The following is a 26,939-nucleotide window of genomic DNA, read 5'->3' on the forward strand; positions in this document are numbered from 1 at the left end:
GGGATCATTCTCCCTGCCGGCGCGCGACGGCGGCCTTGACCAGGCCGGCGAAGAGCGGATGCGGGCGGGTGGGGCGGGACCGCAGCTCGGGGTGGGCCTGGGTGGCCACCAGGTAGGGGTGGACCTCGCGCGGGTACTCGACGTACTCGACCAGCTTGTTGTCGGGCGAGGTGCCGGAGAAGACGAGTCCGGCCTTCTTCTCCAGCTCGGCGCGGTAGTGGTTGTTGACCTCGTACCGGTGGCGGTGGCGTTCCTCGACGCAGGCCGCGCCGTCGTAGGCCTCGCGCACGATCGACCCCTCGGCGAGCCTGGCCGGGTACATGCCCAGCCGCATCGTGCCGCCCATGTCGCCCTCGCCTGCGACGATGTCGAGCTGCTCCTCCATGGTGGAGATCACCGGGTGGGCGGTGGACTGGTCGAACTCGGTGGAGTTGGCGTCCTTGATGCCGGCCAGGTTGCGGGCGCCCTCGACGACGATGCACTGGAGGCCCAGGCACAGGCCCAGCAGCGGGACGCGGTTCTCGCGGGCGTAGGTGATGGCGCCGACCTTGCCGTCCACGCCGCGCTCGCCGAAGCCGCCGGGGATGCAGACGGCGTCGCAGTCGGCGAGCTGCCGCTTGGCTCCCTCGGGGGTGCGGCAGTCGTCGGAGGTCACCCACTTGATCTCGACGCGGGCCCGGTTGGCGAAGCCGCCCGCGCGCAGCGCCTCGATGACCGAGAGGTAGGCGTCGGGCAGGTCGATGTACTTGCCGACCAGGGCGACGGTCACCTCGTGGTCCGGCTGGTGGACGCGGCGCAGCAGGTCGTCCCACTGCGTCCAGTCCACGTCCCGGAAGGGCAGGTCGAGCTTGCGCACGACGTAGGCGTCCAGGCCCTCGGAGTGGATGACCTTGGGGATGTCGTAGATGGAGCGGGCGTCCTTGCAGGCGACGACGGCGGCGTCGTCCACGTCGCACATCAACCCGATCTTCCGCTTGATGGAGACGGGCACGTCCCGGTCGGCCCGCAGCACGATGGCGTCCGGCTGGATGCCGATGTTGCGCAGGGCGGCGACCGAGTGCTGGGTGGGCTTGGTCTTCAGCTCGCCGGAGGGGCCGATGTAGGGCAGCAGCGAGATGTGGACGACGAAGACGTTGTCGCGCCCCACCTCGTGGCGGACCTGGCGGACGGCCTCCAGGAAGGGCAGCGACTCGATGTCGCCGACGGTGCCGCCGACCTCGGTGATGACGACATCGACGTCGTCGGTGGCCATGCGCCGGATGCGGCTCTTGATCTCGTTGGTGATGTGCGGGATGACCTGCACGGTGTCGCCCAGGTACTCGCCGCGCCGCTCCTTGGCGATGACGGTGGAGTAGACCTGGCCGGTGGTGACGTTGGCGGTGCCGTCGAGGTCGACGTCGAGGAAGCGCTCGTAGTGGCCGATGTCCAGGTCGGTCTCGGCGCCGTCGTTGGTGACGAACACCTCGCCGTGCTGGAAGGGGTTCATCGTCCCCGGGTCGACGTTCAAGTAGGGGTCGAGCTTCTGCATGGTCACCCGCAGGCCCCGCGCCTTGAGCAGAGCGCCCAGGCTGGAGGCGGTGAGCCCCTTGCCGAGCGAGGAGGCGACACCCCCGGTGACGAAGAGGTGCTTGGTCGTCATGGACGTAGGCGGCATGGCCAAGAGGGGGCTCCCGTGGTCGCTTGGTGGGGTGCGGAGGCGGCATCCTGGGATCGACCGGGATGGGCTTCCCGAGGCGGCCTCGCTGCGGTTCGGGGGGCTGCCGTCTCGAACAGATCGCATTCGCATGCCCACCGCTCCACGGGCTACCAGCGTAACAGTGCCGTCGGACCGCCGCGGCTGCCACCGTCGGCGGGCCCGCCCGGGCGCGGCCCCGGGCGCCCCAGTGTGACGGCCGCGTCGCGGCAGGTGAACGCGGTAGCGAAGGTCACCCCATCGGCGCAGACAGACTCAGCCGACCGTCGGGCGGAAGGGATCGCTGCGTCGTATCCTGCACGGACACTTGCCAAGGACAGACAGAAACGCACAGGTCATCCAGCACGTCCCGCGGGGGCGTCGCAGTTCGTTTTCGTTCGACTGGAGATGCACGTGGCTGGGCGCATCGAGGATTACGCACTCATCGGGGATATGCAGACGGCGGCCCTGGTGGGCAGAGACGGGGCGGTGGACTGGCTGTGTCTGCCACGCTTCGACTCCCACGCCGTCTTCGCGGGCCTGCTCGGCACCGAGGAGCACGGCTTCTGGCGGGTGGGCCCCGCCCACCCGGCGGGCGGCGACCCGCCGCGGTCCGACCGCCGCCGCTACCGGGGCGATTCCCTGGTACTGGAGTCCGAGTGGGACACCCCCAGGGGCACCGTTCGCGTCATCGATTTCATGCCTCCCCGCGAATCCCACGCGCCCCAGCTGGTGCGGATCGTGGAGGGCGTCAGCGGCCGGGTCCGGATGCGGTCCTCGCTGCGCATGCGGTTCTCCTACGGCTGGGTCGTGCCGTGGGTGCACAAGCTCGGCCAGCGCACTGCCGCCGTCGCCGGCCCCGACTCGGTCTGGCTGGACACCGAGATCGACAGCTACGGCAAGGATCTGACGACCTACTCCGACTTCACCGTCGGGCCCGGCGACCGGGTGGCCCTCACCATCAGCTGGCAGGCCTCGCACCGCGAGCCGCCGCCCCTGCCGGAGCCGGAGGAGGCGCTGCGCACCACCGAGGACTTCTGGCGCGACTGGGTGGAGACCTGTACCTACCACGGCCCCTACCGGGAGGCCGTGATCCGCTCGCTGATCACGCTGAAGGCGCTCACCTACGCGCCGACCGGCGGGATCGTGGCCGCCCCCACCACCTCGCTGCCCGAGGAGCTCGGCGGCGAACGCAACTGGGACTACCGCTTCACCTGGCTGCGGGACGCCGCCATCACCCTCTCCTCCCTGCTGCGCACCGGTTACCGGGAGGAGGCGCGGGCCTGGCGGGAGTGGCTGCTGCGCGCGGTGGCCGGCGACCCGGAGAACCTTCAGATCATGTACGGCATCGCCGGTGAACGCGAGTTGTCCGAGGCCGAGTTGACCTGGCTGCCCGGCTACGAGGGCTCGCAGCCCGTGCGAGTCGGCAACGGCGCGGCCGGCCAGCTCCAGCTCGACGTGTACGGCGAGGTCGTCGAGGCGCTGCACCTGGGCCACATGACGGGCCTGGCCCGCAACGACTACGCCCAGCTCCTCCAGCTCAAGCTCATCGGCTACCTGGAGGACCACTGGGACGAGCCGGACGAGGGCATCTGGGAGGTGCGCGGCCCGCGCCGGCACTTCGTGCACTCCAAGGTGATGGCGTGGGTGGCCGTCGACCGTACGGTCAAGCTGATCGAGTCCGGCGACGTGGACGGACCGCTGGAGCGGTGGCGCAACCTGCGGGACGAGATCCACCGCGAGGTGTGCGAGAAGGGGTACGACAAGGAGCGCAACACCTTCACCCAGTCCTACGGCTCCCGCGAGCTGGACGCCTCGCTGCTGCTGATCCCGCAGATGGGCTTCCTGCCGCCGGACGACAAGCGGGTCATCGGCACCATCGAGGCCATCCAGCGGGAGCTGTCCACCGAGGACGGTTTCGTGCTGCGCTACCCGACCAGCGCCGAGGCGGGCCCGGACGGCGAGCCGTGCGAGAACGTGGACGGTCTCGCGGGCGAGGAGGGCGCCTTCCTGGCCTGCTCCTTCTGGCTCGCCGACGACCTGGCCATGATCGGCCGGGTGGACGAGGCCCGGAAGCTGTTCGAGAAGCTGCTGTCCCTGCGCAACGACCTGGGTCTGCTGGCGGAGGAGTGGGACTCGGCCCACCAGCGGCTGGTGGGCAACTTCCCGCAGGCCTTCAGCCATGTGCCGCTGATCGACACCGCCCTGCGACTGACCGCCTCGGGGGCCTACGGAGTGTGAGGCGGACGGCGGCCCGGGGTGCGTGACGGCGCCCCGGGCCGCCGTTCTCCGCCTGTTCACGTCCGTCGGCAGGGAGCCGCGCTTCCCGCGTCACCAGGCGGGGCCCTGTTCAGCGGGCCGGGAGGGCGGGCCGGGTGACGACCTCGTCGTAGAGGCTGAGGACCTGTGCCGCCGCGTCGTCCTCGCTCGGCCACGTCCGCGCGCGGGCCCGCCCCGCCTCGGTGAGCGCCGCACGGCGGTCCGGGTCGGCCAGCAGAGCCAGGACGGCGGCCGCGAGGGAGTCCGCGTCGCCCCGGGGCACCAGGACGGCGGCGTCCCCGACCAGTTCGGGCACGCCACCCGCGTCGGCGGCCACCAGCGGCACCCCGCAGCGCAGCGCCTCCTGGGCGATCAGCGAGCGGCCCTGGCAGTACCCGGGCAGCAGCGCGATGTCGGCGCCCGCCAGCAGTTGCAGCGCGTCGTCGCGCCGCCCCAGCAGCCGGACCGGCAGTGCCTCGTCGTCGATACGGCGCTGCAGCACGGCCCGCTTCGGGCCCTCCCCCGCGACGGCGAGCAGCGGCGGCGGGTCGAGCCGGCGCCAGGCGCGGGAGGCGGTCAGCGCGGTCTCGTGTCCGCGCCGGCCGTCGAGACGGCCGGCTGTCAGCACCAGCGGGCGGTCGAGCGCACCGATCCCCGCCCGTGCCTTGTGCCCGGCAGCCTGCTCGCCGTCCCCGTGCGGCGCCTGTGCCCCGGGGACATCCGGATTGTCGACGGGGATCGGGGCGGGAGCCAGCCGCACGTCCCGGGCGCCGCTGCGGCGGGCGGCGTCGACCAGCGCGGTGGTGGCGCCGAGGACGACCGTGGCCGCCCGGGCGACCCGCCGGGCCAGCAGTCTCGCCACCAGGTCGCGTGCGGCCTCGGCACGGGCGGCCTGGCTCGCTGCCGGTCCCGGCGGGGGGTGCCAGGCGACGACGAGCGGCAGCTCTCCGTGGCGCCGTCCGCCCAGCGCCAGGGCGGCCAGGAGCCCGGCGTGCTGCCCGTGCGCGTGCACGAGGTCGGCGTCCGCGCAGGCGGCCCGCAGCGCCGTGGCCGTCTCCGCCTCCGAACGGCCCGGCAGCGCCCGGAAGTCCGCGCCGGTACCGGTGAAGACGTGCCGCAGGGCGCCGTCCTGCCGGGCGCAGACGGTGACCCGGACACCCCGTGCGCTCAGCCCCTGGGCGAGGGAGCGCGCGTGCGCGGTGGCGCCGGCCGAGGGGGTGCCGCTCCCGTCGCCCGCGCCGCCGAGTACGTGCACGGCGTGCGGCGGGCGCGCGCCGACCGGGGACCGGCGCGAGGCGGGGGTGCGGCTCGGGCTCACGGCAGGAGGGCTCCTGGGCGGGGTCGGGGGGAGGGACTGCCCAGGATGCCAGGTGCCGCTCGGGTGTCGCACCGTACCGCGGTTCCGGACCGTGACACCTCGGGGCGGAGACCGCCCACTGCCACTCACACGGGTGAGCGCGTGTTCGCTTCTCCGCGCGCTCCCGCGCGCACCGGTGCGCCGCGCGAGCCGCGGGTCCCGGCCGGGCTCAGGCGCCGGCGCGGGCCGCCTCCAGCAGTTCCTCCGCGTGGGCGCGGGCGAGTTCGGAGTCCTCCTGCCCGGCGAGCATCCGGGACAGCTCCCGTACCCGGTCCTCGCCCTCCATGGTCCGGACGCCGCTGTGGGTCACCGAGCCGTCGTCGGTCTTGTGGACCACCAGGTGGCGGTCGGCGAAGGCAGCGACCTGGGGAAGGTGGGTGACGACGACGACCTGCGCGGACCTGGCGAGCCGGGCGAGCCGGCGGCCGACCTCGACGGCGGCCTTGCCGCCGACGCCCGCGTCCACCTCGTCGAACAGATAGGTGGGGACCGGGTCGGAGTCGGCGAAGACGACCTCCACGGCGAGCATCACGCGGGAGAGCTCACCGCCGGAGGCGCCCTTGGCGATGGGACGCGGCGGAGCCCCCGGGTGCGGGGCGAGCAGCAGTTCGACCTCGTCGGTGCCGTGCGGACCGAAGGCGAGGCTGCGGCCGTCGATGTCGAGCCCGTCGGTGTCCTCGGTGTGCTTGAGATCGAAGGAGACCTGGGCGTGCGGCATGGCCAGCTCCGCCAGTTCTTCGGTGACCGCGTCCGCGAACCGCTTGGCGGCGTCGGTGCGGGCCTCGGTGAGCGCACAAGCGAGCGTGGCCAGTTCGGCGCGGAGCGCGTCGCGCTCGGCGCCGAGCTCACCGATCCGGTCGTCGTCGCCCTCCAGTTCGGTCAGCCGTTCGCTGCTCCGCTCGGCCCAGGCGAGGACGGCGGCCACACCCTCGCCGTCCTCGTCGTACTTGCGGGTGAGCTGGGACAGCGTCGCGCGGCGCTCCTCGACGGCGGCCAGCCGGAGCGGGTCGGCGTCCAGGTCGTCGGCGTATCCGGCCAGTTCGCCGGCGATGTCGGAGAGGAGGATGTGCACCTCGCCCAGCCGGTCCGCGAGCGCGGCGAGCGCCGGGTCGTGCGCGCGCACCGCTTCCAGGGCCCGGTGGGCACCGGCCACGAGGGTGGCGGCGTCCACGCCCTCGGGGTCGGCGGGGTCGCCTGCCAGGGCGCCGTGCCCGGCGGTGGCGGCGCTCGCCAGCGCCTCGGCGTGGCCGAGCCGTTCCGCTTCGGCAGCCAGCTCGGTGTCCTCGCCGGGCTGCGGTGCGGCGGCCTCGATCTCCTCGACCCCGAAGCGCAGCAGGTCGGCCTCCTGAGCGCGCTCACGGGCCCGGGTGGTCAGCTCGGTCAGCTCCGCGGAGACGGCGCGCAGCCTGGTGTACGCCGTCCGGTAGGCGGACAGCGGGCCGGCCACGGCGTCCCCCGCGTAGCGGTCGAGGGCCTCGCGCTGCCGGGCGGCGCGCAGCAGGCCCTGCTGGTCGGTCTGGCCGTGCACCGCCACCAGGTCGTCGCTCAGCTCCGCCAGCAGTCCGACCGGCACGGCGCGCCCGCCCACATGGGCGCGTGAGCGTCCTTCGGCCGAGACCGTCCGGCTGACCAGCAGGGCGCCGTCGTCCAGCTCGGCACCGGCTTCCTCGGCGCGGCGGGCGGCGGGCGCCTCCGGAGCCACGGCGATCCGGCCCTCGACGACGGCCGCCTTGGCACCGACCCGGACCAGTGCCGCGTCTGCGCGTCCGCCCAGCAGCAGTCCGAGGCTGGTGACGACCATGGTCTTGCCCGCACCGGTCTCGCCGGTCACCGCGGTGAAGCCGGGCGACAGCTCGACAACGGCGTCGTCGATCACGCCCAGGGCTTTGATCCGCATCTCCTCCAACACGGATACGACCATACGAGGTTCCCTCGTGGTGGCCACACCTGTGGTCGGGGTGGTAGCCGGATCGTGGGAGGGCACCGGGCTCCGGCAGGCTGCCGAACAGCACGTCCGCGGGGGTTCGCACAGCCCGCGGCGCCCCAGTTTCCGCACGTATGCACGGGGTCCTTCATGAGGTTTCAGGACGTTCCACAAGGTTCACGCCGCTTCCTGCGGCATCGCCGCATCAGGCCGTACTTGCGCCGATCGGTCTCATTTCGGCCGCACTTGTCCGGGACGCGCCGGGTAGCCGCCCGTGTCGGTGTGCCGGCGGTCGTCGGCGTGCTGGTCGTCGCCGGGTGCGGGCCGTCGCGGCCCGCCACACCGTCCGCTCCGGCGCATGCGGCCTCACACACGGCGGGCCGGGTGGCGGGGCTGTGGCGGATGGACGGCTACGGGCTCCTCGTCGCGGTCGGCAAGGGCAAGCTGCGCACGTACGAGACGACGCGGACGAGCTGCCTGCCGGGCACCCTGCGGGGCACCGAGCGGACGCCGGGCCGCCGAGCGGGCGTGGCCGCGGCGAGCGGCACAAGGACGTACGACGTCGCGGGTGCAGCTCCCGTCACCCTCGAACCCCGAGGGGCCGGGAGGGCCCGGCTCCGGTTCGCCGACGGTGTGGGGTGGCGGACCCTGCACCGGATCGCGGAGCTGCCGCAGCGGTGCGCACGGAAGCCCGAGGACGACCCGCGGGCCGTCTTCGACGTCTTCTGGCGTACTTACGCGGAGAACTACCCGTTCTTCGCACGGCGGGGCGTCGACTGGCAGGCCGCACGCGCGCGCTGGCGGCCGAAGGTCAACCGGGACACCGCCGACGCCCGGCTCTTCGCGATTCTGCGGGCGATGATCGCGCCGTTGCACGACGCGCACACGGCGCTGATCGCGGGCGAGCGCCGCTACGCGGGCAGGCGGCAGGGCACCCCCGCCCCGACACCGCAGTCGATCGCCCGCATCGACAAAGCGACCTCCCGGGCCGTGGGGGTTCCCCTGCACACCTGGGGCCAGGGGGCGGTCTCCTTCGCGGACCTTCCCGACGGCACCGGCTACCTGCGGCTCACCCGCTTGCAGGACCTCACCGACAAGGGCGACTTCGCCGGGGACACGCGGACGATGGACAAGGCGCTCGACAAGGTGTTCACCGCACACCGGGTGCGGCGCATGAAGGGGCTGATCGTCGATGTCCGCTTCCACGCCGGGGGCTCGGACCGGCTCGGACTGCGCGTCGCCGCCCGGCTGACCGACCGGGCCTACCGTGCCTACGCGAAGCGCGCCCGCAACGATCCGGCGGACCCCCGCGGCTTCACCGCGGAGCAGCCGGTGACCGTGCGCCCGCACCACGGCCCCGTCTTCACCGGTCCGGTGGCGGTGCTGACCGGCCGGCTGACCGTCAGCGCGGGTGAGACCTTCACCCAGGCGCTGCTCGACCGCCGCCCCGCGCCCGTGCTGATCGGTGAGAACACCCAGGGGGTGTTCTCCGACACGATGGAACGCTCACTGCCGGGGGGTTGGAGCTTCGTACTGCCGAACGAGGAGTTCCGTACCCGCGCTGGCCGCACATTCGACATCACGGGCATCCCGCCCCGTCACCGCACCCCGGTCTTCACCGAGGAGGAGTTCGCCCACCACCGGGACTCCGCCCTCGGCCTGGCCCGCCACCTGCTGGGCGGGCGTCGGCCCGAAGGTTGACAGGAGGCCGGCGGGAGCCACGGCGCGCCCGGCCGCCGTCGGCGAAGGTGGCCCCGCCGGTCAGCGCGGGGCGCCTCGCCAGCCGGTGACGGGCAGGGCGAACTTGGCGACGAGGCGGTCGGTGAACGAGGCGTGGTGCAGCCGCGCGAGCCGCACCGGGACGGCACCGCGCCGCACCTCCACCCGCGCCCCGGGCGGCAGTTCGACGCTGCGGCGCCCGTCGGCCCACAGCACTCCGTGCGGCGTCTGCGGCTGTACCTCGACGGCCAGCACCGAATCCGGCGCGGTCACCAGCGGCTTGGCGAACAGGGCGTGGGCGCTGATGGGCACCATCAGCAGCGCCTCCACCTCGGGCCACACCACGGGCCCACCCGCGGAGAAGGCGTAGGCGGTGGAGCCGGTGGGGCTGGCGCACACCACGCCGTCCCCGCCGAAGCTGGAGACGGGGCGGCCGTCGACCTCGATGACGACCTCCAGCATCCGCTCCCGTGCGGCCTTTTCGACGGAGACCTCGTTGAGCGCCCAGTCGGCGTGCACGACGTGCCCGCCGCTGCGGCCCTGCGCGGTGACGCCGCCGTTGCGTACCAGGACGTCGAGGGTCATCCGCTCCTCCACCTCGTAGGCGCGGGAGACGACGCGGTCGACGACCTTGTCGAGGTCGTCCCGTTCGGCCTCGGCGAGGAAGCCGACACGGCCGAGGTTGACGCCGAGCATGGGCACGCCGGAGGCGCGGGCGAACTCGGCGCCGCGCAGCAGCGTCCCGTCGCCCCCGAGCACCACCAGCAGCTCGCAGCCCTCGGCGGCGCCGGGCTTGGCGGCGACTGCCTCGACCGAGCCGGGCAGCGGCAGGTCGGCGGCCTCGTCGTCCAGCACCCGCACGCCGATGCCGCAGCGCAGCAGCCCCTGGACGACCAGCTCGGCGCTGCGGACGGCAGCCGGTCTGCCGGTGTGGGCGAGAAGGAAGACCGTACGGTCGTCGGCCGCCGCGGCGGGGGGCACCGGGCCCGCGCCGGTGCTGCCGGAGGGCGTCGTCGTTCGGCTGTCCTCGGTCACTTGGGCCCCTCCGCCACCGCTCGCTCGACTTCGGCCGGGTCGAGGTCGTCGGCCCCGGCGCGCAGCCACAGAAAGTATTCGACGTTTCCCGAGGGCCCCGGCAGCGGGCTCCAGGTGACACCCAGCACGCCCAGACCCAGGGCGGCCGCGTGCCCGGCGACCGTGCGGACCGCCTCGGCACGCAGCGACGGACTGCGGACGACACCGCCGCTGCCCAGCCTTTCCCTGCCCACTTCGAACTGCGGTTTCACCATGAGCACGAGATCGGCTTCCGGCACGGCGCAGCGGACGAGCGCGGGCAGCACCAGCCCCAGGGGGATGAACGACAGATCCCCCACCACGAGTTCCGCGGGCTTCTCGTCGAGGTCCGGGAGCGTCAGCTCCCGGACATTGGTGCGGTCCTTGACGGTGACCCGCGGGTCGCTGCGCAAGGACCAGGCCAACTGCCCGTAGCCGACGTCCACGGCGACCACGTGGCCGGCACCGGCGCGCAGCAGCACGTCGGTGAAACCGCCGGTGGAGGCGCCCGCGTCCAGCGCCCTGCGGCCCTCCACCCGCAGCCCGCGGGGGACGAACGCCTCCAGGGCGCCTGCGAGCTTGTGGCCGCCCCGGGAGACGTAGCCCGGATCGCTCGCGTCCTCCCGCACGACCAGGGCGGCGCTGGTCTCGACCTGGGTGGCCGGTTTGGCCGCGACGTTGCCGCCGACCGTGACCCGGCCGGCGGCGATCAACTGGCCGGCGTGCTCCCGCGAACGGGCGAGGTTACGGCGCACCAGCTCCGCGTCGAGTCGGCGTCGTGCCACGGGTCAGCTCCGGGGGGTGTGGGGGCGGTCCAGCGCGGCCAGCGTCTCCCGCAGGCCACGGTGGACATCTTCGTACACCTCCTGGTGGCCGGAGACGGCGAGGTGGTCGGCGTCCTCCAACCGCTTCATCCGCCCGTCGACGGGGCCGTACCCGGTGGGGCGCCGGGGAACGCCCAGCGGCCGAGGACCGTCGTCCTCCGCCGCGCCGGAGTCGGCCTCCGGGTCGCCGGAACCGGTCTCCGGCCCTTCGGAAGGGTGCTCGGAGGCGGCCGCACCCGCACCGGCCGTCGGCTCGTCGGACGTTCTGGCACCGGCCTCCGGGGTCCCCGTTTCCGCCGCACCGGCCGCGGCGAAGCGTCCCGGGGCTGCGGGGTCCTCTTCGGCGTCGGGCCCGGCGCCGGCAGCGGCGGCAAAAGGGGCAGCGGGCCCGGCCGCAGGAGCGGCCTCCCGCGGCCCGGACGCTTCGTACGCTCCGCGGCGCTCCGGCGGGCGGTGCCGCTCGCTGCCGTCCTCGAACCGGTGCTGGTCGGGGGCGTGCCGGGGCCCGGCCCCCTGCGCGAACTCGCTCATGCCCCGACGCTACCTCCCGGGTCCGACATCGGGGGCGACCGCGATCGGCGGCACCCGGAATCCGTCGTACCGGACTCCGGGCGGCGGTCTCAGCGCCGCGCGGCGGGCACCACCAGCGGGGTGCCGGTCTCCGGGTCGTCGATGACCCGGCACGGCATGCCGAAGACCTCCTCGACCAGCTCCGCGGTGACGACCTCGCGCGGCTCGCCCCGGGCGACGATCCGGCCGTCGCGCATCGCGATCAGATGGGTGGCGTAGCGGGCCGCATGGTTGAGGTCGTGCAGCACGGCGACCAGCGTGCGCCCCTCCTCCTCGTGCAGCCGGGCGCACAGGTCGAGAATCTCGATCTGGTGGGCGATGTCCAGGTAGGTGGTGGGCTCGTCCAGCAGCAGCAGGGGCGTCTGCTGAGCGAGGGCCATGGCGATCCACACGCGCTGCCGCTGGCCGCCGGAGAGCTCGTCCACGAAGCGGTCGCCGAGGTCGTCGACGCCGGTGGCCGCCATCGACTCGGCCACCACCCGCTCGTCGTCCCGCGACCACTGGCGCAGCAGCCCCTGGTGCGGGTACCGGCCGCGGGCCACCAGGTCGGAGACGGTGATGCCGTCGGGGGCTATGGACGACTGGGGCAGCAGTCCGAGGGTGCGGGCCAGCGCCTTGGCCTGCATGCCCGCGATGTTCTGACCGTCCAGCAGGACCTGGCCCTGCGCGGGCTTGAGCATCCGGGACAGGGCGCGCAACAACGTGGACTTGCCGCAGGCGTTGGGGCCGACGACGACCGTGAAGGACTGGTCCGGCACGGTCACGTCCAGCTCGCGGGCGATGGTGCGCTGGTCGTAGGCCAGGGTGAGGCCGTGGCCGGTCAGCCGCGCCGCCCCGTCGCGCGCCGCACCCGCGCCGCCCCGCAGGGGCGCGGCCTCCGTACCCGGCTCCGTACCCGTCGCCGCCGCCTCGTCCGTCGAGCTGGTCGCCGTCTTCATCGTCCCCTGCGCCTCCCTCGTGTCCGTTCCTGCGTCCGTGCCCGCGTCCGTGCGGCCGCTCATATCCGTCCCGCCTTGCGTTCGGTGGCCAGCAGCCACACCAGGTAGCCGCCGCCCAGGACGCCGGTGACCACACCGACCGGCAGCTGGTGGCCGGCGAAGGCCCGCTGGGCCACCAGATCGGCGCAGATCAGCAGAGCCGCGCCCATGCTCAGCGAGGCCAGCAGGTTGGGGCCCGGCGCCTTGGTGAGCCGGCGGGCCACCTGGGGGGCGACCAGCGCGACGAAGGCGACGGGTCCTGCGGCGGCGGCCGAGAGCGCCACCAGCAGCACCGCGCCGACCAGCAGCGCCACCCGCGTGCGCTCCACCCGGACACCGAGCGCGGCGGCGGCGTCGTCCCCCATCTCCATCATCCGCAGGGCGCGCCCGCAGCCGAGCAGGATCAGCGGGACGAGCACCACCATGCCGACGGCCAGCGGCAGCACGTCGTCCCAGCCGCGGCCGTCCAGGCTGCCGGTCATCCACAGCACGGCCCGGGAGGCGTCGGTGATGTCAGCGCGGGTGATCAGGTAGCTGTTGACGCCGGTGAGGATGGCCGTCGCACCCACGCCGACGAGCACCAGCCGGTAGCCGTGCATCCCGCCCTTCCAGGCGAGGGCGTAGATCAGCAGGCCGGTGGCCAGGGCGCCGAGGACGGCGCCGCCCGCGAGGAAGGCGCTGCCGGCGCCCGCCAGGACGATCGCCACCAGCGCGCCGGCGGAGGCTCCGGTGGTGAAGCCGAGGATGTCCGGGCTGCCCAGCGGATTGCGGACCACGGCCTGGAAGACGGCGCCGCACAGGCCCAGCCCCGCGCCCACGAGCAGCGCGGTGACGGTACGGGGCAGCCGCAGCTCCTGCACGATGAAGGCGTCGGCCGGGTCGCCCTGCCCCGCCAGGGTGCGGAGCACGTCGCCGGGCGCCATGGGGTACTCGCCGCTGCCGATGGCGAGGACGGCGGCGACGGCGGCGAGCACCAGGCACCCCGCGCCGACCAGCAGCGCCCGCGGCCGGTAGCTGACGGACAGGCCGCCGGAGGTGCGCAGGACGCTCATGCCTGGGCCACCCTCCGCCGGCGCACGAAGTAGAGGAAGAACGGGCCGCCGAGCACCACGGTGACGATGCCGACCTGGAGTTCGCTGGGCCGCCCCAGGATGCGTCCGAGGATGTCGGCGCCGAGCAGCAGCACGGGCGAGAGGACGGCGCAGTAGGGCAGCATCCAGCGCTGGTCGGGTCCGGTCAGGGCGCGCACCATGTGCGGCACCATCAGCCCGACGAAGACGATGGGGCCGCAGGCGGCGGTGGCCGCGCCGCACAGCAGGGTGATGGCCACGATGGCGGCCACCCGCGTCCGGGCGGGCCGGGAGCCCAGCGCACGGGCGGCGTCGTCGCCGAGGGCGAGCGCGTTCAGCGGCCGGGCCAGCGCCAGGGCGATGAGGGCGCCGACGGCGATGAAGGGCAGCGCGGAGGTGACGGTCGCGTCCTGGGCGCGGGCCAGCGAACCGACCTGCCAGAACCGCATCCGGTCCAGCGAGGCGCTGTCCATGAGCTGGACGGCGCTCACGTAGGAGACGAGGGCGGCGTTCAGCGCCGTTCCCGCGAGGGCCAGCCGGGCGGGGGTGGCGCCGCGGCCGCCGCCGACGGCGTAGACGAGCACCGAGACGGCAGCCGCGCCCAGGAAGGCGAAGCCGATGTAGCCGGTGTAGCCGGCGACGCCGAAGAAGGAGAGGGCGGTGACGACGGCAGCGGCCGCGCCCGCGTTGATGCCCAGCAGTCCGGGGTCGGCCAGCGGGTTGCGGGTGAGGGCCTGCATCACGCCGCCGGCCAGGCCGAGGGCCACCCCGGCGAGCAGGCCGAGGAGTGTGCGGGGCAGCCGCATCTCGTGGACCACGGTCCAGTTCGCGGAGCCGCTGTCGACCAGCCCGGACCACGCCTGCACGAGGGAGAGCTGCCGGGCCCCGAAGGCCAGGCTGAGCAGCACGACGAGCAGCAGCAGAAGCAGGGAGGCCACCAGCCCGGCGGCCCGCGCGAGTGAGGCGCGTGCGCGCTCGGGCCGTTCCGGCCCGGCGGTCGGCGGCCCCCCTCCGGCCGCCGGACCCGCTTGCAGCTGCGGGGACTTGGTGAGAGTCACGTACGCGCTCCGGTCGGGGCCGGGAGATCGGGCCGCCCGGCCACTGGACAACAACGACTTTGGTTAGGTTAGCCTAACTGCGAAGTCGGCCTCAGGCCGCCCCGTACGGATGATCCGCGGCATGCCCGCGGTGTGTCGTCAGGACAGTGAGAGAAGGCCCGTGAAGATGCCCAGCCCCTCCTCTACGCCCCACCTCTCGCGCCGCGGCCTGCTGGCCGCGGGCGGCGCAGCCGGTCTCGGTGCGCTGCTCGCCGCCTGCGGTGGCGACGGTTCGGGTTCGGGAAGCGGCTCCAAGGGAGACGGCTGGTCCTTCACCGACGGCCGCGGCAAAAAGGTCAGCCTGGGCGCCGTACCCGAGCGCATCGTCGCCTACACCGGCACGGCCGCCGCGCTGTGGGACTTCGGCGTCCGGGACAGGATCGTCGGGGTCTTCGGGCCGACGAAGCAGAAGAACGGCGAGCCGGACGTCCTCGCCGGCGACCTCGACCTGTCGAAGCTGACGATCATCGGCAACGCCTTCGGCGAGTTCGACCTGGAGAAGTACGCCAAGGTCCGCCCGCAGCTCCTGGTCAGCAACATGTACAACAAGGGCGAGTTCTTCTACGTCCCGGCCGAGAGCAAGGACAAGATCTTCAAGCTCGCCCCGCAGGTGGGCATGACCGCCGCACACGTGCCGATGAACGAGATCATCCAGCAGTTCGGCAAGCTCGCCGAGTCGCTGGGAGCGGACCTGAAGGCGAAGTCCGTCACCGAGGCCAAGACGCGCTTCGAGAAGGCCGCCGAGCGGCTGCGCAAGGCCGCCAGGGGCGACATCCGCGTCATGGCGGCCTCCGGCGCGCCCGACCTGTTCTACGTCTCCGACCCGAAGGCCAACGCGGACCTGAAGTACTTCAAGCAGCTCGGCGTCGACCTCATCACTCCGAAGAAGGTCAGCAAGCAGGGCTACTTCGAGGAACTGAGCTGGGAGAACGCGGACAAGTACGACGCGGACCTGATCATCCTGGACAACCGCACCCAGTCCCTGCAGCCCAAGGCGCTCAAGTCGAAGCCGTCGTGGAACAACCTGCCCGCCGTCAAGGCAGGACAGGTCGCGCAGTGGGCGGCCGAGCCGCGCTTCTCCTACGCCGGTGCGGCGCCGCTGCTGGAGGACCTCGCCGAGGCGATCGAGAAGGCGAAGAAGGTGCGCTGACAGGCCGCCGAAGCCCCGCCCCAGCCGCCCAGAGTCCTTCGACCCCGCACACCCTTCAAGGAAGAGCAGACACGATGAGCACGGTCACCACGACGCAGCCCGCGCCCCCCGCCGTTCCGTTCGAGTTCTTCGATCTGCACGTGGTACGGACGCGCCGGCTCGGCCCGACCATGCTGCGGGTCACGCTCGGCGGCGCGCGGCTGGACTGCTTCGCCTCCGGCGGCCGGGACCAGCGCATCAAGCTGTTCCTCCCGCAGCCCGGCCAGACGGCGCCGGTGGTGCCCACCGACGCGGGCAACGACTGGTTCCCCGCCTGGCGCGCGATGGACGAGAACATCCGCGGCATCATGCGCAGTTACACGGTGCGGGCGCTGCGGCGGGGCAGTGAGTACGGCGCAGCCGACGAGCTCGACATCGACTTCGCGCTGCACGGCGAGACGGGCCCCGCCTCGCGGTGGGCGCTGCGCGCCGCGCCCGGCGACCGGGTCACGCTGCTGGGGCCCGTCGTCGAGAACAACGGCGGCGTCGACTTCCGCCCGCCTGCCGGTACCGACTGGGTACTGCTGAGCGGCGACGAGACGGCGCTGCCCGCGCTGGGCGCCATCCTGGAGTGGCTGCCCGCCGGCCTGCCCGTGCGCGTGTTCGCCGAGGTCCCGCACCTGGAGGACGTGCAGGATCTCCCGACGGTCTCCGCGGCGCGGATCACCTGGCTGGTGCGCGACGAGGCGCCCGGCAGGTCGCGGACCGAGCGGATGGTGGAGGCCGTCCGCGCGGCCGAGCTGCCCGCCGGAACGCCGTACGCCTGGCTGGCGGGCGAGGCCGCCACCGTCCGGACGCTCCGCCGCCACCTGGTGCACGAGCGCGGTATGGACCGCCGTGCCGTGAAGTTCACCGGGTACTGGCGCCTGGGCGCCTCGGAGGAACAGCTCGTGGCGGAGGCCCTGGCGACCGCCACCGCCTGAGCGGGACCGGCCACCGCGTGAGGTGACCGCACGGGCTGCGTGAGAGTCAGAGGCCCAGCCGGGTCAGCGCCCTGCGCACCTCGTCCGCGTCGAGTCGGCACCCCGTGGCGCCCGCCGCCGACCAGGCGGCCCCGCACGCGGCGCGCAGCCCGTCCATCGGGGCGCCGTCGCCCTCCACCTCCAGCTGCCCCGCGCCGGCGTGCGCCCGCCAGCCGCCGCAGGTGAAACCCGCCTCGGCGTCGCCCGTCACGTCGGGGTGGGTCTCCAGCAGACCACGCAGGTCCGCGGCCACATAGGTGGGGCGGTGGAGCGGTGGTGCGGCCAGCAGTTGAGCGGCGTCGGTCACGCCGGTGAGGACCAGCAGCGAGTCCACGCGCCCGGCGTGCGCCCCCTCGATGTCGGTGTCGAGCCGGTCTCCGACGACCAACGGGCGCCGCGCCCCGGTACGGATGACGGACTCCCGGTGCATCGGCGGCAGCGGCTTGCCCGCCACCTCCGGCTCGGGCGGACGGGACATCCAGCGGGTGGCCAGGCGCACGACCTCGACGGCCGCACCGTTGCCGGGCGCGATGCCGCGCCCGCTGGGGATGGTCAGATCGGTGTTCGAGGCGAACCACGGTACGCCGCGCTGCACGGCCAGCGCCGCCTCGACCAGCCGCCCCCATTCCATGTCGGGGCCGCCGTAGCCCTGGACCACGGCGGCGGGCGCGTCGTCGGCGGACTCGACGACGTGCAGGCCGCGTTCCTTCAGGGCGACCCGCAGCCCCTCGGCCCCCACGGCGAGTACCCGCGCTCCCTCCGGGACGCGCTCGGCGATGAGCCGCGCCACGGCCTGCGCCGAGGTGACGACGTCCGCCGGCTCGGCGGCGACACCCAGCTCCGTCAGGTGCCCGGCGACGGTCTGCGGGGTACGGGCTGCGTTGTTGGTCACGAACGCGAGCCGCTGGCCTCCCCGACGGGCCTCGGCCAGCGAGTCGACGGCGTGCGGCAGCGCTTCGCCCCCCGCGTAGACCACCCCGTCCAGGTCGAGCAGCGCGGTGTCGTACGAGACATGCAGGGCGCGCTCGCTGGACTGCGGGCGGGAGGCGGACTGGTCCGCGGACGGGCTGTCGTGCATGGGGCTCGCTCTCTCCTGGTCGTCGCGGCGCTGGTCGTCACGGCGCTGCGGGCGCGGGGCCGGGGCCCACGTGCCGGGCCCGGACGGCTGGGGCGCCGTCCCGATCCTCTCGCACCTCGCCACGCACCCCGCCCTCCCCTGCGCCCCCTGTCCCCCGCTCCCCGAACCGCACGTTCGGGGCATACCATGCTCGGATGACCGCCCGAGGCCTCCGACTCGCCCCGTTCCGGGGACTGCGCTACGCGCCCGAGAGGGTGGGCAGCCTCGCCGCGGTGACCTCTCCCCCCTACGACGTGGTGGTCAGGCCCGATGGGCTGCGGCACCTGGAGACGGCCGACCCGTACAACATCGTGCGGCTCATCCTGCCGCAGGCCGCGGACCCGGCGACCCGCCACCACCAGGCGGCCGAGACCCTGCGCCGATGGCAGGCCGACGGCGTGCTGGCGCACGACGCGCAACCCGCGCTGTACGTGTACGAGCAACGCAAGGGCGAGTTGGTGCAGCGCGGCCTGATCGGCGCCCTGCGGCTGACGCCGCCCGAGGAGGGCGTGGTGCTGCCGCACGAGGACGTCATAGAGGAGGTCGTCGCCGACCGGGCGGCGCTGATGCGGCAGATGGCCGCCAACCCCGAGCCGCTGCTGCTCTCCTACCGGGGCGACGGCGCCCGGACCGGTGCCACCGCCGTGATCGAGCGGGCCAGTCGGCGCCCGCCGCTGGTGGCCACCACGACGGAGGACGGCTTCTCCCACCGCTTGTGGGCGGTCACCGACGCCGACGAGACCGCTGCGGTGGAGCACGATCTGTCCGCCCGGCACGCGCTGATCGCCGACGGGCACCACCGCTGGGCGACGTATCTGCGGCTGCGGGAGGAGAAGGCTGCCGGACCCGATGCGGCGCCGTCCCCGTGGGACTACGGCCTGGTGCTGCTGGTCGACACCGCGCGCTACCCGCTCCAGGTGCGCGCCATCCACCGCGTACTGCCCAGGCTGCCCTTGGGCAGGGCGCTCGATCTGCTCGGCACCTCGGGTGGGAAAGGTCACGGTGCGGGTGGGGGCCAGGCCGCTTTCCGGGTACGCCGGCTGGAGGTGCCGCTCGCCGAGGCGCTGAAGGAGCTGGCGTCGGTATCCGGCAACGCCTATCTGCTGACCTCCGGTGACGGCGTCTTCCATCTGCTGGACCGGCCGGACCCGGCGCTGCTCGACCGCACGGTGCCGGACGGGCGGCCCGCCGCGTGGCGGGAGTTGGACGCCACGGTGCTCCACGCGACGCTGCTGGACACCGTCTGGCGGGTCCCCGACCGTCCGGCGGACATCCGTTACCTCCACCACACGGAGGCCGCCCTCGCGCAGGCGGCGGCGAACGGCGGTACGGCGGTGCTGATGCGGCCGGTGCCGGAGGAGACGGTGCGGGCACTCGCCGAGCAGGGCGTGACGATGCCCCGTAAGTCCACTTCGTTCGGTCCGAAACCGGCCACCGGGCTCGTCCTGCGCACGCTCGCCGACGCCCCTTGCTGACCAGCACCGCGCACCGCTCCCCCGCCCCGTCGACCCGCCCAACCCGCCCTCGGGGCCTGGTCATTCCGGCCCAATTCCGTCCCGCCCCGCACCCCTGCGGCTGACCGGGTAGGTCCCCTTGCGACCCGGCCGACCAGCCAAGTTAGGCTAGCCTTACTTGGCCGCGCGAGCCGCGCGGTGTGCCACGCCCGTGTCAGGAGGACACTTTCATGAGCAGCAGGTCCCACCTGCTCAACGACAAAACAGCGGAGCACTACCGTCGCTCCCTGCACGACGGGGTCGAGCGTGTGGCCGCGAAACTCGCCGGGACCGCACAGCCGTTCACCGGCGTCACCCCCGCCGAGCTCGCCCCCACCGTCGCCGCCGTCGACCTGGACCGGCCCCTGGGCACGGCCGGCGCGGCGCTGGACGAGTTGGAGCAGGTCTACCTGCGCGACGCGGTCTACTTCCACCACCCCCGCTATCTCGCGCACCTCAACTGCCCCGTCGTGATCCCGGCGGTACTGGGCGAAGCCGTCATCGCCGCCGTCAACTCCTCGTTGGACACCTGGGACCAGAGCGCCGGCGGCACCCTCATCGAACGCCGCCTCGTATCGTGGACGGCGGAGCGGATCGGTCTGGGCCGGGACGCGGACGGCATCTTCACCAGCGGCGGCTCCCAGTCCAACCTCCAGGCCCTGCTGCTGGCCCGCGAAGAGGCCTGCCGCCTGGTGCGCAAGAACTCCGCGACCCCCTTGAACACCCCGCAGATCCTGCCGACGCTGCGCATCCTCACCTCCGAGTGCAGCCACTTCAGCATCGAGAAGGCGGCCGTCCTGCTCGGACTCGGCCCCGAGTCCGTCGTGTCGGTGCCCTGCGACGAGCGGCGCCGGATGCGCGTCGACGCGCTGGCCGAGCAGCTCACCCGCTGCGAGAGCGAGGGGCAGACGGTGATGGCCGTCGTCGCCACCGCCGGCACCACCGACTTCGGCAGCATCGATCCGCTGCCCGCCCTCGCCGACCTGTGCGAGGAAACCGGCACCTGGCTGCACGTCGACGCCGCCTACGGCTGCGGGCTGCTCGCCTCCCGCCGCCGGGCCCTGCTCGACGGCATCGAACGCGCCGACTCGGTGACCGTCGACTACCACAAGTCGTTCTTCCAGCCGGTCTCCTCCAGCGCCGTCCTCGTCCGCGACAAGGAGACCCTCCGCCACGTCACCTACCACGCCGACTACCTCAACCCCACCCGCAGCGTGGAGAAGGGCCTGCCCAACCAGGTCGACAAGTCCCTCCAGACGACGCGCCGCTTCGACGCGCTCAAACTGTGGATGACACTGCGCGTCATGGGGGCCGACGCGGTGGGCGAGCTCTTCGACGAGGTGGTCGACCGCGCCGCCGACGCCTGGCAGACACTCGCCGCCGACGACAGGTTCGAGGTCGTCGTCGAGCCGGAGCTGTCCACCCTCGTCTTCCGGTACGTCCCCGCCGGCGGACTCCCCGCGGAGGAGGAGGCCGCACAGTCGCTGACCGACCGCGCCAACCTGCACGCCCGCGACGCGCTGTTCGCCTCCGGCGACGCCCTCGTCGCCGGCACCGTGGTCGACGGCCGCCACCACCTCAAGTTCACCCTGCTCAACCCGGAGACGTCACTGGCCGACATCACCACGGTCCTGGACCTGATCGCCGGCCACGCCGAGCAGTACCTCCAGCGGCACACCCCCACCCTCAGCGCCGCCCAGGCCTGCTGACCACCGCCGTCCCCACACCACGGAGCCCCGACGTGATCCCCGACTCCCCCGTGCACGACTTCGTCGCCATCGGCCTGGGCCCCTTCAACCTGGGCCTCGCCTGCCTGACCGAGCCGATACCGGACCTGAACGGCGTCTTCCTGGACGACAAGCCGGAGTTCGCCTGGCACCCCGGCATGATGCTGGACGACAGCACGCTGCAGACCCCCTTCCTGTCCGACCTGGTCACCCTGGCGGATCCGACCTCGCCGTTCTCCTTCCTCAACTACCTCAAGGAGTCCGGCCGGCTGTACTCCTTCTACATACGCGAGAGCTTCTATCCGCTCCGCGCCGAGTTCAGCGACTACTGCCGCTGGGCCGCCGAACGCCTCGGCACGGACACCGTCCGCTTCGGCCACCACGTCACCACCGTCGAGTACGACGAGACCGACGGGCTCTACACCGTCCACGCCACCCACCTGCCCACCGGCGGGACCCGCCTCTTCCGCGCCCCGCGCCTGGTCCTGGGCACCGGCACCCCCGCGTACATACCCGAGCCCTGCCGGGGCCTGGGCGGCGACCTGATCCACAACTCCCGCTACCTGGAGAGCAAGGAAGCCCTCCAGCGCAAGGACAGCATCACCCTGGTGGGCAGCGGCCAGAGCGCGGCGGAGATCTACTACGACCTCCTCCAGGACATCGACAGCCACGACTACTCCCTGACCTGGCTGACCCGCTCCCCCCGCTTCTTCCCTCTCGAATACACCAAGCTGACGCTGGAGATGACCTCGCCGGAGTACGTGGACTACTTCCACTCCCTCCCGCCCGACACCCGCGACAGCCTCGTCGCCTCGCAGAAGAACCTGTACAAGGGCATCAACTCCGAGCTGATCGACGCCATCTTCGACCTGCTCTACCGGAAGAACCGCCTCCGCTCCTGCCCCACCCGGCTGATGACCAACACGGCACTGACCGGCGCCTCCTACGACGAGCCGAACGGCAGCTACACCCTGGAGCTGCGGCAGGAGGAACAGAAGCAGGACTTCACCCTCACCACCGAGGGCCTCGTCCTCGCCACCGGCTACCGCTACCAGCGTCCCGCCTTCCTCGACGCGATCACCGACCGCATCGAATGGGACCCGCGCGGCCGGTTCGCCGTACGCCGCGACTACAGCGTCGACACCGCCGGGCGGGACATCTACGTCCAGAACGCGGAGCTGCACACCCACGGTTTCGTCGCCCCTGACCTGGGCATGGCCGCCTACCGCAACTCCAGCATCATCCGTGCCCTGCTCGGCCGCGAGGTGTACCCGATCGAGCGGTCCATCGCCTTCCAGGAGTTCACCGCCCCCACCGCCGATCCCACCGCTGAAGCGGAGGCCACGCTGTGACCCCCGCCGACGCCACCGTCTTCTCCCGCACCGACGCGGAACTGGGCACCTTCTCGCTGCGCCCCGTCGACCCGCTCACCGACGCGGAGCTGCTGCACACCTGGGTCACCCACCCCAAGTCGGCGTTCTACCTGCTCCAGGACGCCACGCTCCCCGACGTCGAACGCGAGTTCATGGGCATCGCGGCCTCGCCCCACCACGACGCCTTCCTCGGCCACCACAACGGCGAGCCCGCCTTCCTCATGGAGCGCTACGACCCCCGCCACATCGAACTGGCCGGGCTCTACCCGCACGCCGACGGCGACGTCGGCATGCACTTCCTGTGCGCCCCGGCCGAAGCGCCCGTCCACGGCTTCACCCGGGCCGTCCTCACCACCGTCATGGCGATGCTCTTCAGCGACCCGGACACCCGCCGCGTCGTCGTCGAACCGGACGTGCGCAACACCGCCGTCCACACCCTCAACGAAGCGGTCGGCTTCCGCCCCGCAGCCACCCTCACCAAACCGGAGAAGGAAGCCCTGCTCAGCTTCTGCACCCGCGAGCAGTTCCAGGCCGCCACAGGAGTGACCCCCGCATGAGTCTCCCCACCACCCCCCAGCCGACCCCGCCGCACGCCCCCGTCAGCCATCTGACGCCCGAACGCTGGGCGCAGGCCACCCGGCTCCTCGTCCGCAAGGCCCTGGCCGAGTTCACCCACGAACGCCTCCTCACCCCCACTCCGCTGGAGGGGGAGACCCCGACCGAAGCGGGCACCCACCGGTACGCCGTCCGCTCCGACGACGGCACCACCGAATACCGCTTCGCCGCCCGCCGCTTCGCCCTCGACCACTGGCAGGTCGACGCCGACAGCGTCACCCGCCACCGCGACGGGCACGAACTCCCCCTCGACGCGCTCGCGTTCATCACCGAGCTGCGCACCTCGCTGGGCCTGGGTGAAAAGATCCTCCCCGTCTACCTGGAAGAGATCAGCTCCACCCTGGCCAGCACCGCCTACAAACTCGCGGCGCCCCACGTGAGTGCGGAACAGCTGGCCGCCTCCGGCTTCCAGGACATCGAGTCCGGCATGACCGAGGGCCACCCCTGCTTCATCGCCAACAACGGGCGCCTCGGCTTCGACATCGCCGAGTACCGCGCCTACGCCCCCGAGACCGGCTCCCCCGTCCGCCTCGTCTGGGTCGCGGCGCACCGCGACCACGCCACCTTCACCGCCGGGGCCGACCTCAGCTACGACAAACTCGTCCTCTCCGAACTCTCCGGCGCCACCCTGCGCCGCTTCTCGGCCGCCATGACCGCACAGGGCCTCGACCTGGACGACTACTACCTCGTCCCCGTCCACCCCTGGCAGTGGTGGAACAAGCTGTCGGTCACCTTCGCCGCCGAGGTCGCCCAGCGCCACCTGGTGCCGCTCGGCCACGGCGACGACGAGCACCTGCCCCAGCAGTCCATCCGCACCTTCTTCAACGCGACCCACCCCACCAAGCACTACGTCAAGACCGCTCTCTCGGTCCTCAACATGGGCTTCCTGCGCGGCCTGTCCGCCGCCTACATGGAAGCCACCCCGGCCATCAACGACTGGCTGGCCGAGCTGGTGTCCGGCGACGAGATCCTGCGCGACACCGGCCTCGGCCTGCTGCGTGAACGCGCCGCCGTCGGCTACCACCCTGCCCCCTACGAGGCAGCCGCCCCCAAGGGCTCCCCCTACCTGAAGATGCTCGCCGCCCTCTGGCGCGAGAGCCCTGTCCCCTTCCTCCGCGGCGGCGAGAAGCCCGCCACCATGGCCGCGCTCCTCCACGTCGACCGCGACGGCAACTCCCTCGCCGCCGCCCTCATCCGCTCCTCGGGCCTGGAGCCCACCGAGTGGCTCCGCAGCTACCTGGAGGGCTACCTCACCCCGCTGCTGCACTGCTTCTACGCCTACGACCTGGTGTTCATGCCGCACGGCGAGAACGTCATCCTGGTCCTGGACGAACACGGCGTCCCCCGCCGGACCCTCTTCAAGGACCTGGCCGAAGAGATCGCCGTCATGAGCGAGGACGCACAGCTCCCGCCCGAGGTCGAACGCGTCCGCGCCGACGTCCCCGAGGACGTGAAGCTCCTCTCCCTCTTCACGGACGTCTTCGACTGCTTCTTCCGCTTCCTCGCCCCCACGCTGGAGACCGCCGGAGTCCTGGACGAGGACACCTTCTGGGCCACCGTCGCCGACGTGGTGAAGACCTACCAGAAGGCGACCCCGCACCTGGCCGAGCGGCATGCCCGCTACGACCTGTTCACCGACGAGTTCGCCCTCTCCTGCCTCAACCGTCTCCAGTTGCGCAACAACCAGCAGATGGTCGACCTCCAGGACCCCGCCGGCGCCCTCCAGCTCACCGGCACGCTACGAAACCCGCTGGCCCGGCACGCGTAGCGGGACGAACGAGGAAGGGCGGGCCCCGGCCGGGGGCCCGCCCTCATCCATGTGTCCGCCTTCTTGCCCGGACCGAGGCCGATGTCTTCAAAGACGCCGCCACGGCCTGGGGCGTGCGTTCAGCTGTGCGACGCCGCGCCGTCGCCGCCGTCCTCGCCCGCTCCGGGTTCCTCCGCGTCCTCGTCCAACGCGTCGATGAACTCCACACCGTCCAGCTCGGCGAGCCGGTCGGATGCGTCCGTCACACCGCTCTGGTCGGACTCCAGGGCCCTCGCGAACCACTCGCGGGCCTCCTCCTCACGGCCGACCTCCAGCAGCGCGTCCGCATACGCGTACCGCAGCCGCGCAGTCCACGGCTGTATCGACGTGGACGCCAGCTCCGGGCTCTGCAACGTCACCACCGCGGCGTCCGCCTGCCCCATGTCGCGCCGGGCCCCCGCGGCGACCAGCCGCATCTCGACCTGCCCCGACTTGTCGAGCTGACGCACCTCGGGCTCACCGGCCATCGCCAGCGCCTTCTCCGGACGCCCCAGCCCGCGCTCGCAGTCGGCCATCACCGGCCACAGGTGCTGCAGACCCGTCATCCGCCGCGCCGCGCGGAACTCCGCCAGCGCTTCGGAGTACTTCTCCACGCCGTACGCGGCGAAACCCGCCGCCTCCCGCACGGACGGCACCCTGGACGCCAGCCGCAACGCCACCTTCGCGTAGGCGTACGCCCGCTCCGGCTCCTCGTCCAACAGCCGCGCAACCATCACCAGGTTCCGCGCCACGTCCTCGGCCAGCGTCTTCGGCAGGCTCCTGAGCTCCTGCTTGACGTCCTTGTCCAGCTCCTCGCCGGTCACGTCCTCGTCGACGGGCAACCGCCGCAGCGGCTCACGGTCGTGCCGGTCACGGCCCCGCTCACGGTCGTCCCGCCCGTACGGCCGGCCCCGGTCCTGGCCGCCCCGCCGGAACCCGCCCGCACGGTCGTCGTCCCGCCGGAATCCGCCGCCCCGACGCTCGTCCCGCCGGTCACCCCGTCCACGGCCACCGTCCTGACCCCCGTACGGCCTCCGCCCACGGTCCCGGTCCCCTTCGCTTCGCGGCCCACGGCCACCCTGCGGCCGACCACCTGCACGCTCCCGGTCCCGGTCGTCCCGCCGGTAACCACCACGGTCCCGGTTGTCGCGCCGCGCGGGGGCGCCGCCACGATCGTCACGCCGGTAGGAGCCGCGATCCCGGTCCCGGTCATCGCGCCGGTAGGAGCTCCCCCGGTCCCGATCACGGTCGTCGCGCCGGTAGGAATCGCGGTCCCGGCCCGGTTCACGGTCCCGGTCGCGGCGGAAGCCCCCACCCCGGCGATCGTCCCGCCCATCACGGTCGCGGTCGTCACGCCGACGCTCGTCACGCGGGCGGTCGTTACGCCGCTCCTCACGGGAACGGTCACCACGCGGACGCTCACTCCGGGGGCGGTCGTCACGTGAACGGTCCTCGCGCCCGGAACCACCACCGGTCCGACGTCGGTCCCCGCGCTCATCCTGCGCGTCGCTGCGCCAGGGGCGACGACCGCCCCCGCCCTGCCCGTCGCGGCGCTCCGGGCGGAAGCCACCGCTGCGACCACCGCCGCGATTGCCCTCCTCACGACGGGGCCCACGCGGCCCGCCGGAACGGAATCCGTCATCGCGGCGTGGACCGGAGGACTGCCGCGGCCGGCGCTCGGATCGATCGCGGTCGTCGGAGGAGTTGGGGGACATCGACGTGACTCCTGTCTGGGCTGTCTGCCGCGGATTGTCGGCAGACGAAGAAACAACTGCCCCCGGGCACACCGGGGAGGAAAACAAAAAAGGCCCTTGGCCTCCAGCGCATGCACGCGGGAGGCCAAGGGCCATAAAGATTGTTCGGCGGCGTCCTACTCTCCCACACGCTCCCGCATGCAGTACCATCGGCGCTGAAAGGCTTAGCTTCCGGGTTCGGAATGTAACCGGGCGTTTCCCTCACGCTATGACCACCGAAACTCTTGTCGGGTCACCCGGATCAACAGATCCGGATCCCGGAGTCTCAATGCGAACAAGCACACTTTTCACTTGAAGTGCGGTTGTTGTCTCAGAACCCACACAGTGGACGCGAGCCTCTATGGACAAGCCCTCGGCCTATTAGTACCGGTCACCTCCACCCATTACTGGGCTTCCAGATC

Annotated in this window: 20 protein-coding genes and 1 rRNA gene; 9 read left to right on the forward strand and 12 right to left on the reverse strand. The window is 72.8% G+C overall.

From position 1 onward, the window contains the following. Window positions 1-4: 4 nt before the first annotated feature. The gene (gene pyrG, locus H297_RS0112920; protein ID WP_027737397.1) at window positions 5-1,654 is read right to left on the reverse strand and encodes a CTP synthase; all 1,650 of its coding nucleotides are present in this window, start codon (window positions 1,652-1,654) and stop codon (window positions 5-7) included. Window positions 1,655-2,080: 426 nt separating this feature from the next. Between pyrG and H297_RS0112925 the strand changes: the two genes are divergently transcribed. Beyond that, window positions 2,081-3,913, forward strand: coding sequence for a glycoside hydrolase family 15 protein (locus H297_RS0112925; protein ID WP_078513949.1), 1,833 nt, complete (start codon window positions 2,081-2,083; stop codon window positions 3,911-3,913). Between the two features lie 109 nt (window positions 3,914-4,022). Here the strand turns inward: H297_RS0112925 and H297_RS0112930 are convergent, their stop codons facing one another. Continuing rightward, window positions 4,023-5,249 carry a glycosyltransferase family 4 protein gene (locus tag H297_RS0112930; protein WP_027737399.1) on the reverse strand — a complete coding sequence of 409 codons (1,227 nt, stop codon included), beginning with the start codon at window positions 5,247-5,249 and terminating at the stop codon, window positions 4,023-4,025. Between the two features lie 208 nt (window positions 5,250-5,457). Further along, window positions 5,458-7,209, reverse strand: a complete 1,752-nt coding sequence (gene recN, locus H297_RS0112935; protein ID WP_027737400.1) for a DNA repair protein RecN — start codon at window positions 7,207-7,209, stop codon at window positions 5,458-5,460. Window positions 7,210-7,494: 285 nt separating this feature from the next. Between recN and H297_RS36085 the strand changes: the two genes are divergently transcribed. Continuing rightward, the gene (locus tag H297_RS36085) at window positions 7,495-8,913 is read left to right on the forward strand and encodes a S41 family peptidase (RefSeq protein ID WP_064744814.1); all 1,419 of its coding nucleotides are present in this window, start codon (window positions 7,495-7,497) and stop codon (window positions 8,911-8,913) included. Between the two features lie 60 nt (window positions 8,914-8,973). Here the strand turns inward: H297_RS36085 and H297_RS0112945 are convergent, their stop codons facing one another. The 6 genes from H297_RS0112945 to H297_RS0112970 all read right to left on the reverse strand — a co-directional run bounded on the left by H297_RS0112945 (window position 8,974) and on the right by H297_RS0112970 (window position 14,483). Next, on the reverse strand, window positions 8,974-9,912 hold the full coding sequence (locus H297_RS0112945; protein ID WP_027737401.1) for an NAD kinase: 939 nt from the start codon (window positions 9,910-9,912) through the stop codon (window positions 8,974-8,976). A 50-nt stretch (window positions 9,913-9,962) separates the two neighbouring features. Further along, window positions 9,963-10,769: a TlyA family RNA methyltransferase gene (locus H297_RS0112950; protein WP_027737402.1), complete on the reverse strand. Its 807-nt coding sequence runs from the start codon at window positions 10,767-10,769 to the stop codon at window positions 9,963-9,965. A 3-nt stretch (window positions 10,770-10,772) separates the two neighbouring features. After that, window positions 10,773-11,339: a hypothetical protein gene (locus tag H297_RS44215; RefSeq protein WP_486589493.1), complete on the reverse strand. Its 567-nt coding sequence runs from the start codon at window positions 11,337-11,339 to the stop codon at window positions 10,773-10,775. Window positions 11,340-11,428: 89 nt separating this feature from the next. Continuing rightward, the gene (locus H297_RS0112960) at window positions 11,429-12,316 is read right to left on the reverse strand and encodes an ABC transporter ATP-binding protein (protein ID WP_027737403.1); all 888 of its coding nucleotides are present in this window, start codon (window positions 12,314-12,316) and stop codon (window positions 11,429-11,431) included. Window positions 12,317-12,375: 59 nt separating this feature from the next. Next, a complete protein-coding gene (locus H297_RS0112965; RefSeq protein WP_027737404.1) occupies window positions 12,376-13,407 on the reverse strand; it encodes an iron chelate uptake ABC transporter family permease subunit in 1,032 nt (343 codons plus the stop codon). Beyond that, window positions 13,404-14,483, reverse strand: a complete 1,080-nt coding sequence (locus H297_RS0112970; protein WP_027737405.1) for an iron chelate uptake ABC transporter family permease subunit — start codon at window positions 14,481-14,483, stop codon at window positions 13,404-13,406. The genes H297_RS0112965 and H297_RS0112970 overlap by 4 nt, the downstream gene beginning before the upstream one ends. A gap of 166 nt (window positions 14,484-14,649) precedes the next feature. Here H297_RS0112970 and H297_RS0112975 point away from each other — a divergent pair, with 166 nt between their 5' ends. Both H297_RS0112975 and H297_RS0112980 read left to right on the forward strand, forming a co-directional pair. Continuing rightward, complete coding sequence (locus tag H297_RS0112975) at window positions 14,650-15,672, forward strand: ABC transporter substrate-binding protein (RefSeq protein WP_027737406.1); 1,023 nt, start codon at window positions 14,650-14,652, stop codon at window positions 15,670-15,672. Between the two features lie 74 nt (window positions 15,673-15,746). Further along, window positions 15,747-16,634 (forward strand): siderophore-interacting protein, encoded by an 888-nt coding sequence (locus tag H297_RS0112980; RefSeq protein WP_027737407.1) that lies wholly within the window; start codon window positions 15,747-15,749, stop codon window positions 16,632-16,634. A 46-nt stretch (window positions 16,635-16,680) separates the two neighbouring features. Here the strand turns inward: H297_RS0112980 and H297_RS0112985 are convergent, their stop codons facing one another. Next, window positions 16,681-17,751 (reverse strand): HAD hydrolase-like protein, encoded by a 1,071-nt coding sequence (locus H297_RS0112985; RefSeq protein WP_027737408.1) that lies wholly within the window; start codon window positions 17,749-17,751, stop codon window positions 16,681-16,683. 194 nt (window positions 17,752-17,945) lie between these two features. On the opposite strand from H297_RS0112985, the gene H297_RS0112990 reads away from it, so the two are divergent. The 5 genes from H297_RS0112990 to H297_RS0113010 all read left to right on the forward strand — a co-directional run bounded on the left by H297_RS0112990 (window position 17,946) and on the right by H297_RS0113010 (window position 24,766). Continuing rightward, window positions 17,946-19,265: a DUF1015 domain-containing protein gene (locus tag H297_RS0112990; RefSeq protein ID WP_027737409.1), complete on the forward strand. Its 1,320-nt coding sequence runs from the start codon at window positions 17,946-17,948 to the stop codon at window positions 19,263-19,265. A gap of 209 nt (window positions 19,266-19,474) precedes the next feature. Further along, window positions 19,475-20,992, forward strand: coding sequence for a pyridoxal phosphate-dependent decarboxylase family protein (locus H297_RS0112995; RefSeq protein WP_027737410.1), 1,518 nt, complete (start codon window positions 19,475-19,477; stop codon window positions 20,990-20,992). A gap of 32 nt (window positions 20,993-21,024) precedes the next feature. Next, entirely contained in the window at window positions 21,025-22,362 is a 1,338-nt protein-coding gene (locus H297_RS36095) for a SidA/IucD/PvdA family monooxygenase (protein WP_106959605.1), read from the forward strand. Then, the gene (locus H297_RS0113005; protein WP_027737411.1) at window positions 22,359-22,940 is read left to right on the forward strand and encodes a GNAT family N-acetyltransferase; all 582 of its coding nucleotides are present in this window, start codon (window positions 22,359-22,361) and stop codon (window positions 22,938-22,940) included. Before H297_RS36095 ends, H297_RS0113005 begins: the two co-directional genes overlap by 4 nt. Then, window positions 22,937-24,766, forward strand: a complete 1,830-nt coding sequence (locus H297_RS0113010; protein WP_027737412.1) for an IucA/IucC family protein — start codon at window positions 22,937-22,939, stop codon at window positions 24,764-24,766. The genes H297_RS0113005 and H297_RS0113010 overlap by 4 nt, the downstream gene beginning before the upstream one ends. A gap of 119 nt (window positions 24,767-24,885) precedes the next feature. Here the strand turns inward: H297_RS0113010 and H297_RS43725 are convergent, their stop codons facing one another. After that, window positions 24,886-25,626: a tetratricopeptide repeat protein gene (locus H297_RS43725; RefSeq protein WP_027737413.1), complete on the reverse strand. Its 741-nt coding sequence runs from the start codon at window positions 25,624-25,626 to the stop codon at window positions 24,886-24,888. A 1,015-nt stretch (window positions 25,627-26,641) separates the two neighbouring features. Next, a 5S ribosomal RNA gene (rrf, locus tag H297_RS0113025) occupies window positions 26,642-26,758 on the reverse strand. Window positions 26,759-26,939: the final 181 nt, after the last annotated feature.

The sequence above is a fragment of the Streptomyces sp. CNT360 genome, assembly GCF_000424785.1.

Excerpts from the sequence above, each read along its gene's own strand:
- H297_RS0112925 (WP_078513949.1), top strand. The coding sequence starts at position 2,081 with ATGCACGTGGCTGGGCGCATCGAGGATTACGCACTCATCGGGGATATG.
- H297_RS0113010 (WP_027737412.1), top strand. The coding sequence starts at position 22,937 with ATGAGTCTCCCCACCACCCCCCAGCCGACCCCGCCGCACGCCCCCGTC.
- pyrG (WP_027737397.1), bottom strand. The coding sequence starts at position 1,654 with ATGCCGCCTACGTCCATGACGACCAAGCACCTCTTCGTCACCGGGGGT.
- H297_RS0112965 (WP_027737404.1), bottom strand. The coding sequence starts at position 13,407 with ATGAGCGTCCTGCGCACCTCCGGCGGCCTGTCCGTCAGCTACCGGCCG.
- H297_RS0112960 (WP_027737403.1), bottom strand. The coding sequence starts at position 12,316 with ATGAAGACGGCGACCAGCTCGACGGACGAGGCGGCGGCGACGGGTACG.
- H297_RS0112995 (WP_027737410.1), top strand. The coding sequence starts at position 19,475 with ATGAGCAGCAGGTCCCACCTGCTCAACGACAAAACAGCGGAGCACTAC.
- H297_RS0112975 (WP_027737406.1), top strand. The coding sequence starts at position 14,650 with ATGCCCAGCCCCTCCTCTACGCCCCACCTCTCGCGCCGCGGCCTGCTG.
- recN (WP_027737400.1), bottom strand. The coding sequence starts at position 7,209 with ATGGTCGTATCCGTGTTGGAGGAGATGCGGATCAAAGCCCTGGGCGTG.
- H297_RS0112990 (WP_027737409.1), top strand. The coding sequence starts at position 17,946 with ATGACCGCCCGAGGCCTCCGACTCGCCCCGTTCCGGGGACTGCGCTAC.
- H297_RS44215 (WP_486589493.1), bottom strand. The coding sequence starts at position 11,339 with ATGAGCGAGTTCGCGCAGGGGGCCGGGCCCCGGCACGCCCCCGACCAG.
- H297_RS0112985 (WP_027737408.1), bottom strand. The coding sequence starts at position 17,751 with ATGCACGACAGCCCGTCCGCGGACCAGTCCGCCTCCCGCCCGCAGTCC.
- H297_RS0112980 (WP_027737407.1), top strand. The coding sequence starts at position 15,747 with ATGAGCACGGTCACCACGACGCAGCCCGCGCCCCCCGCCGTTCCGTTC.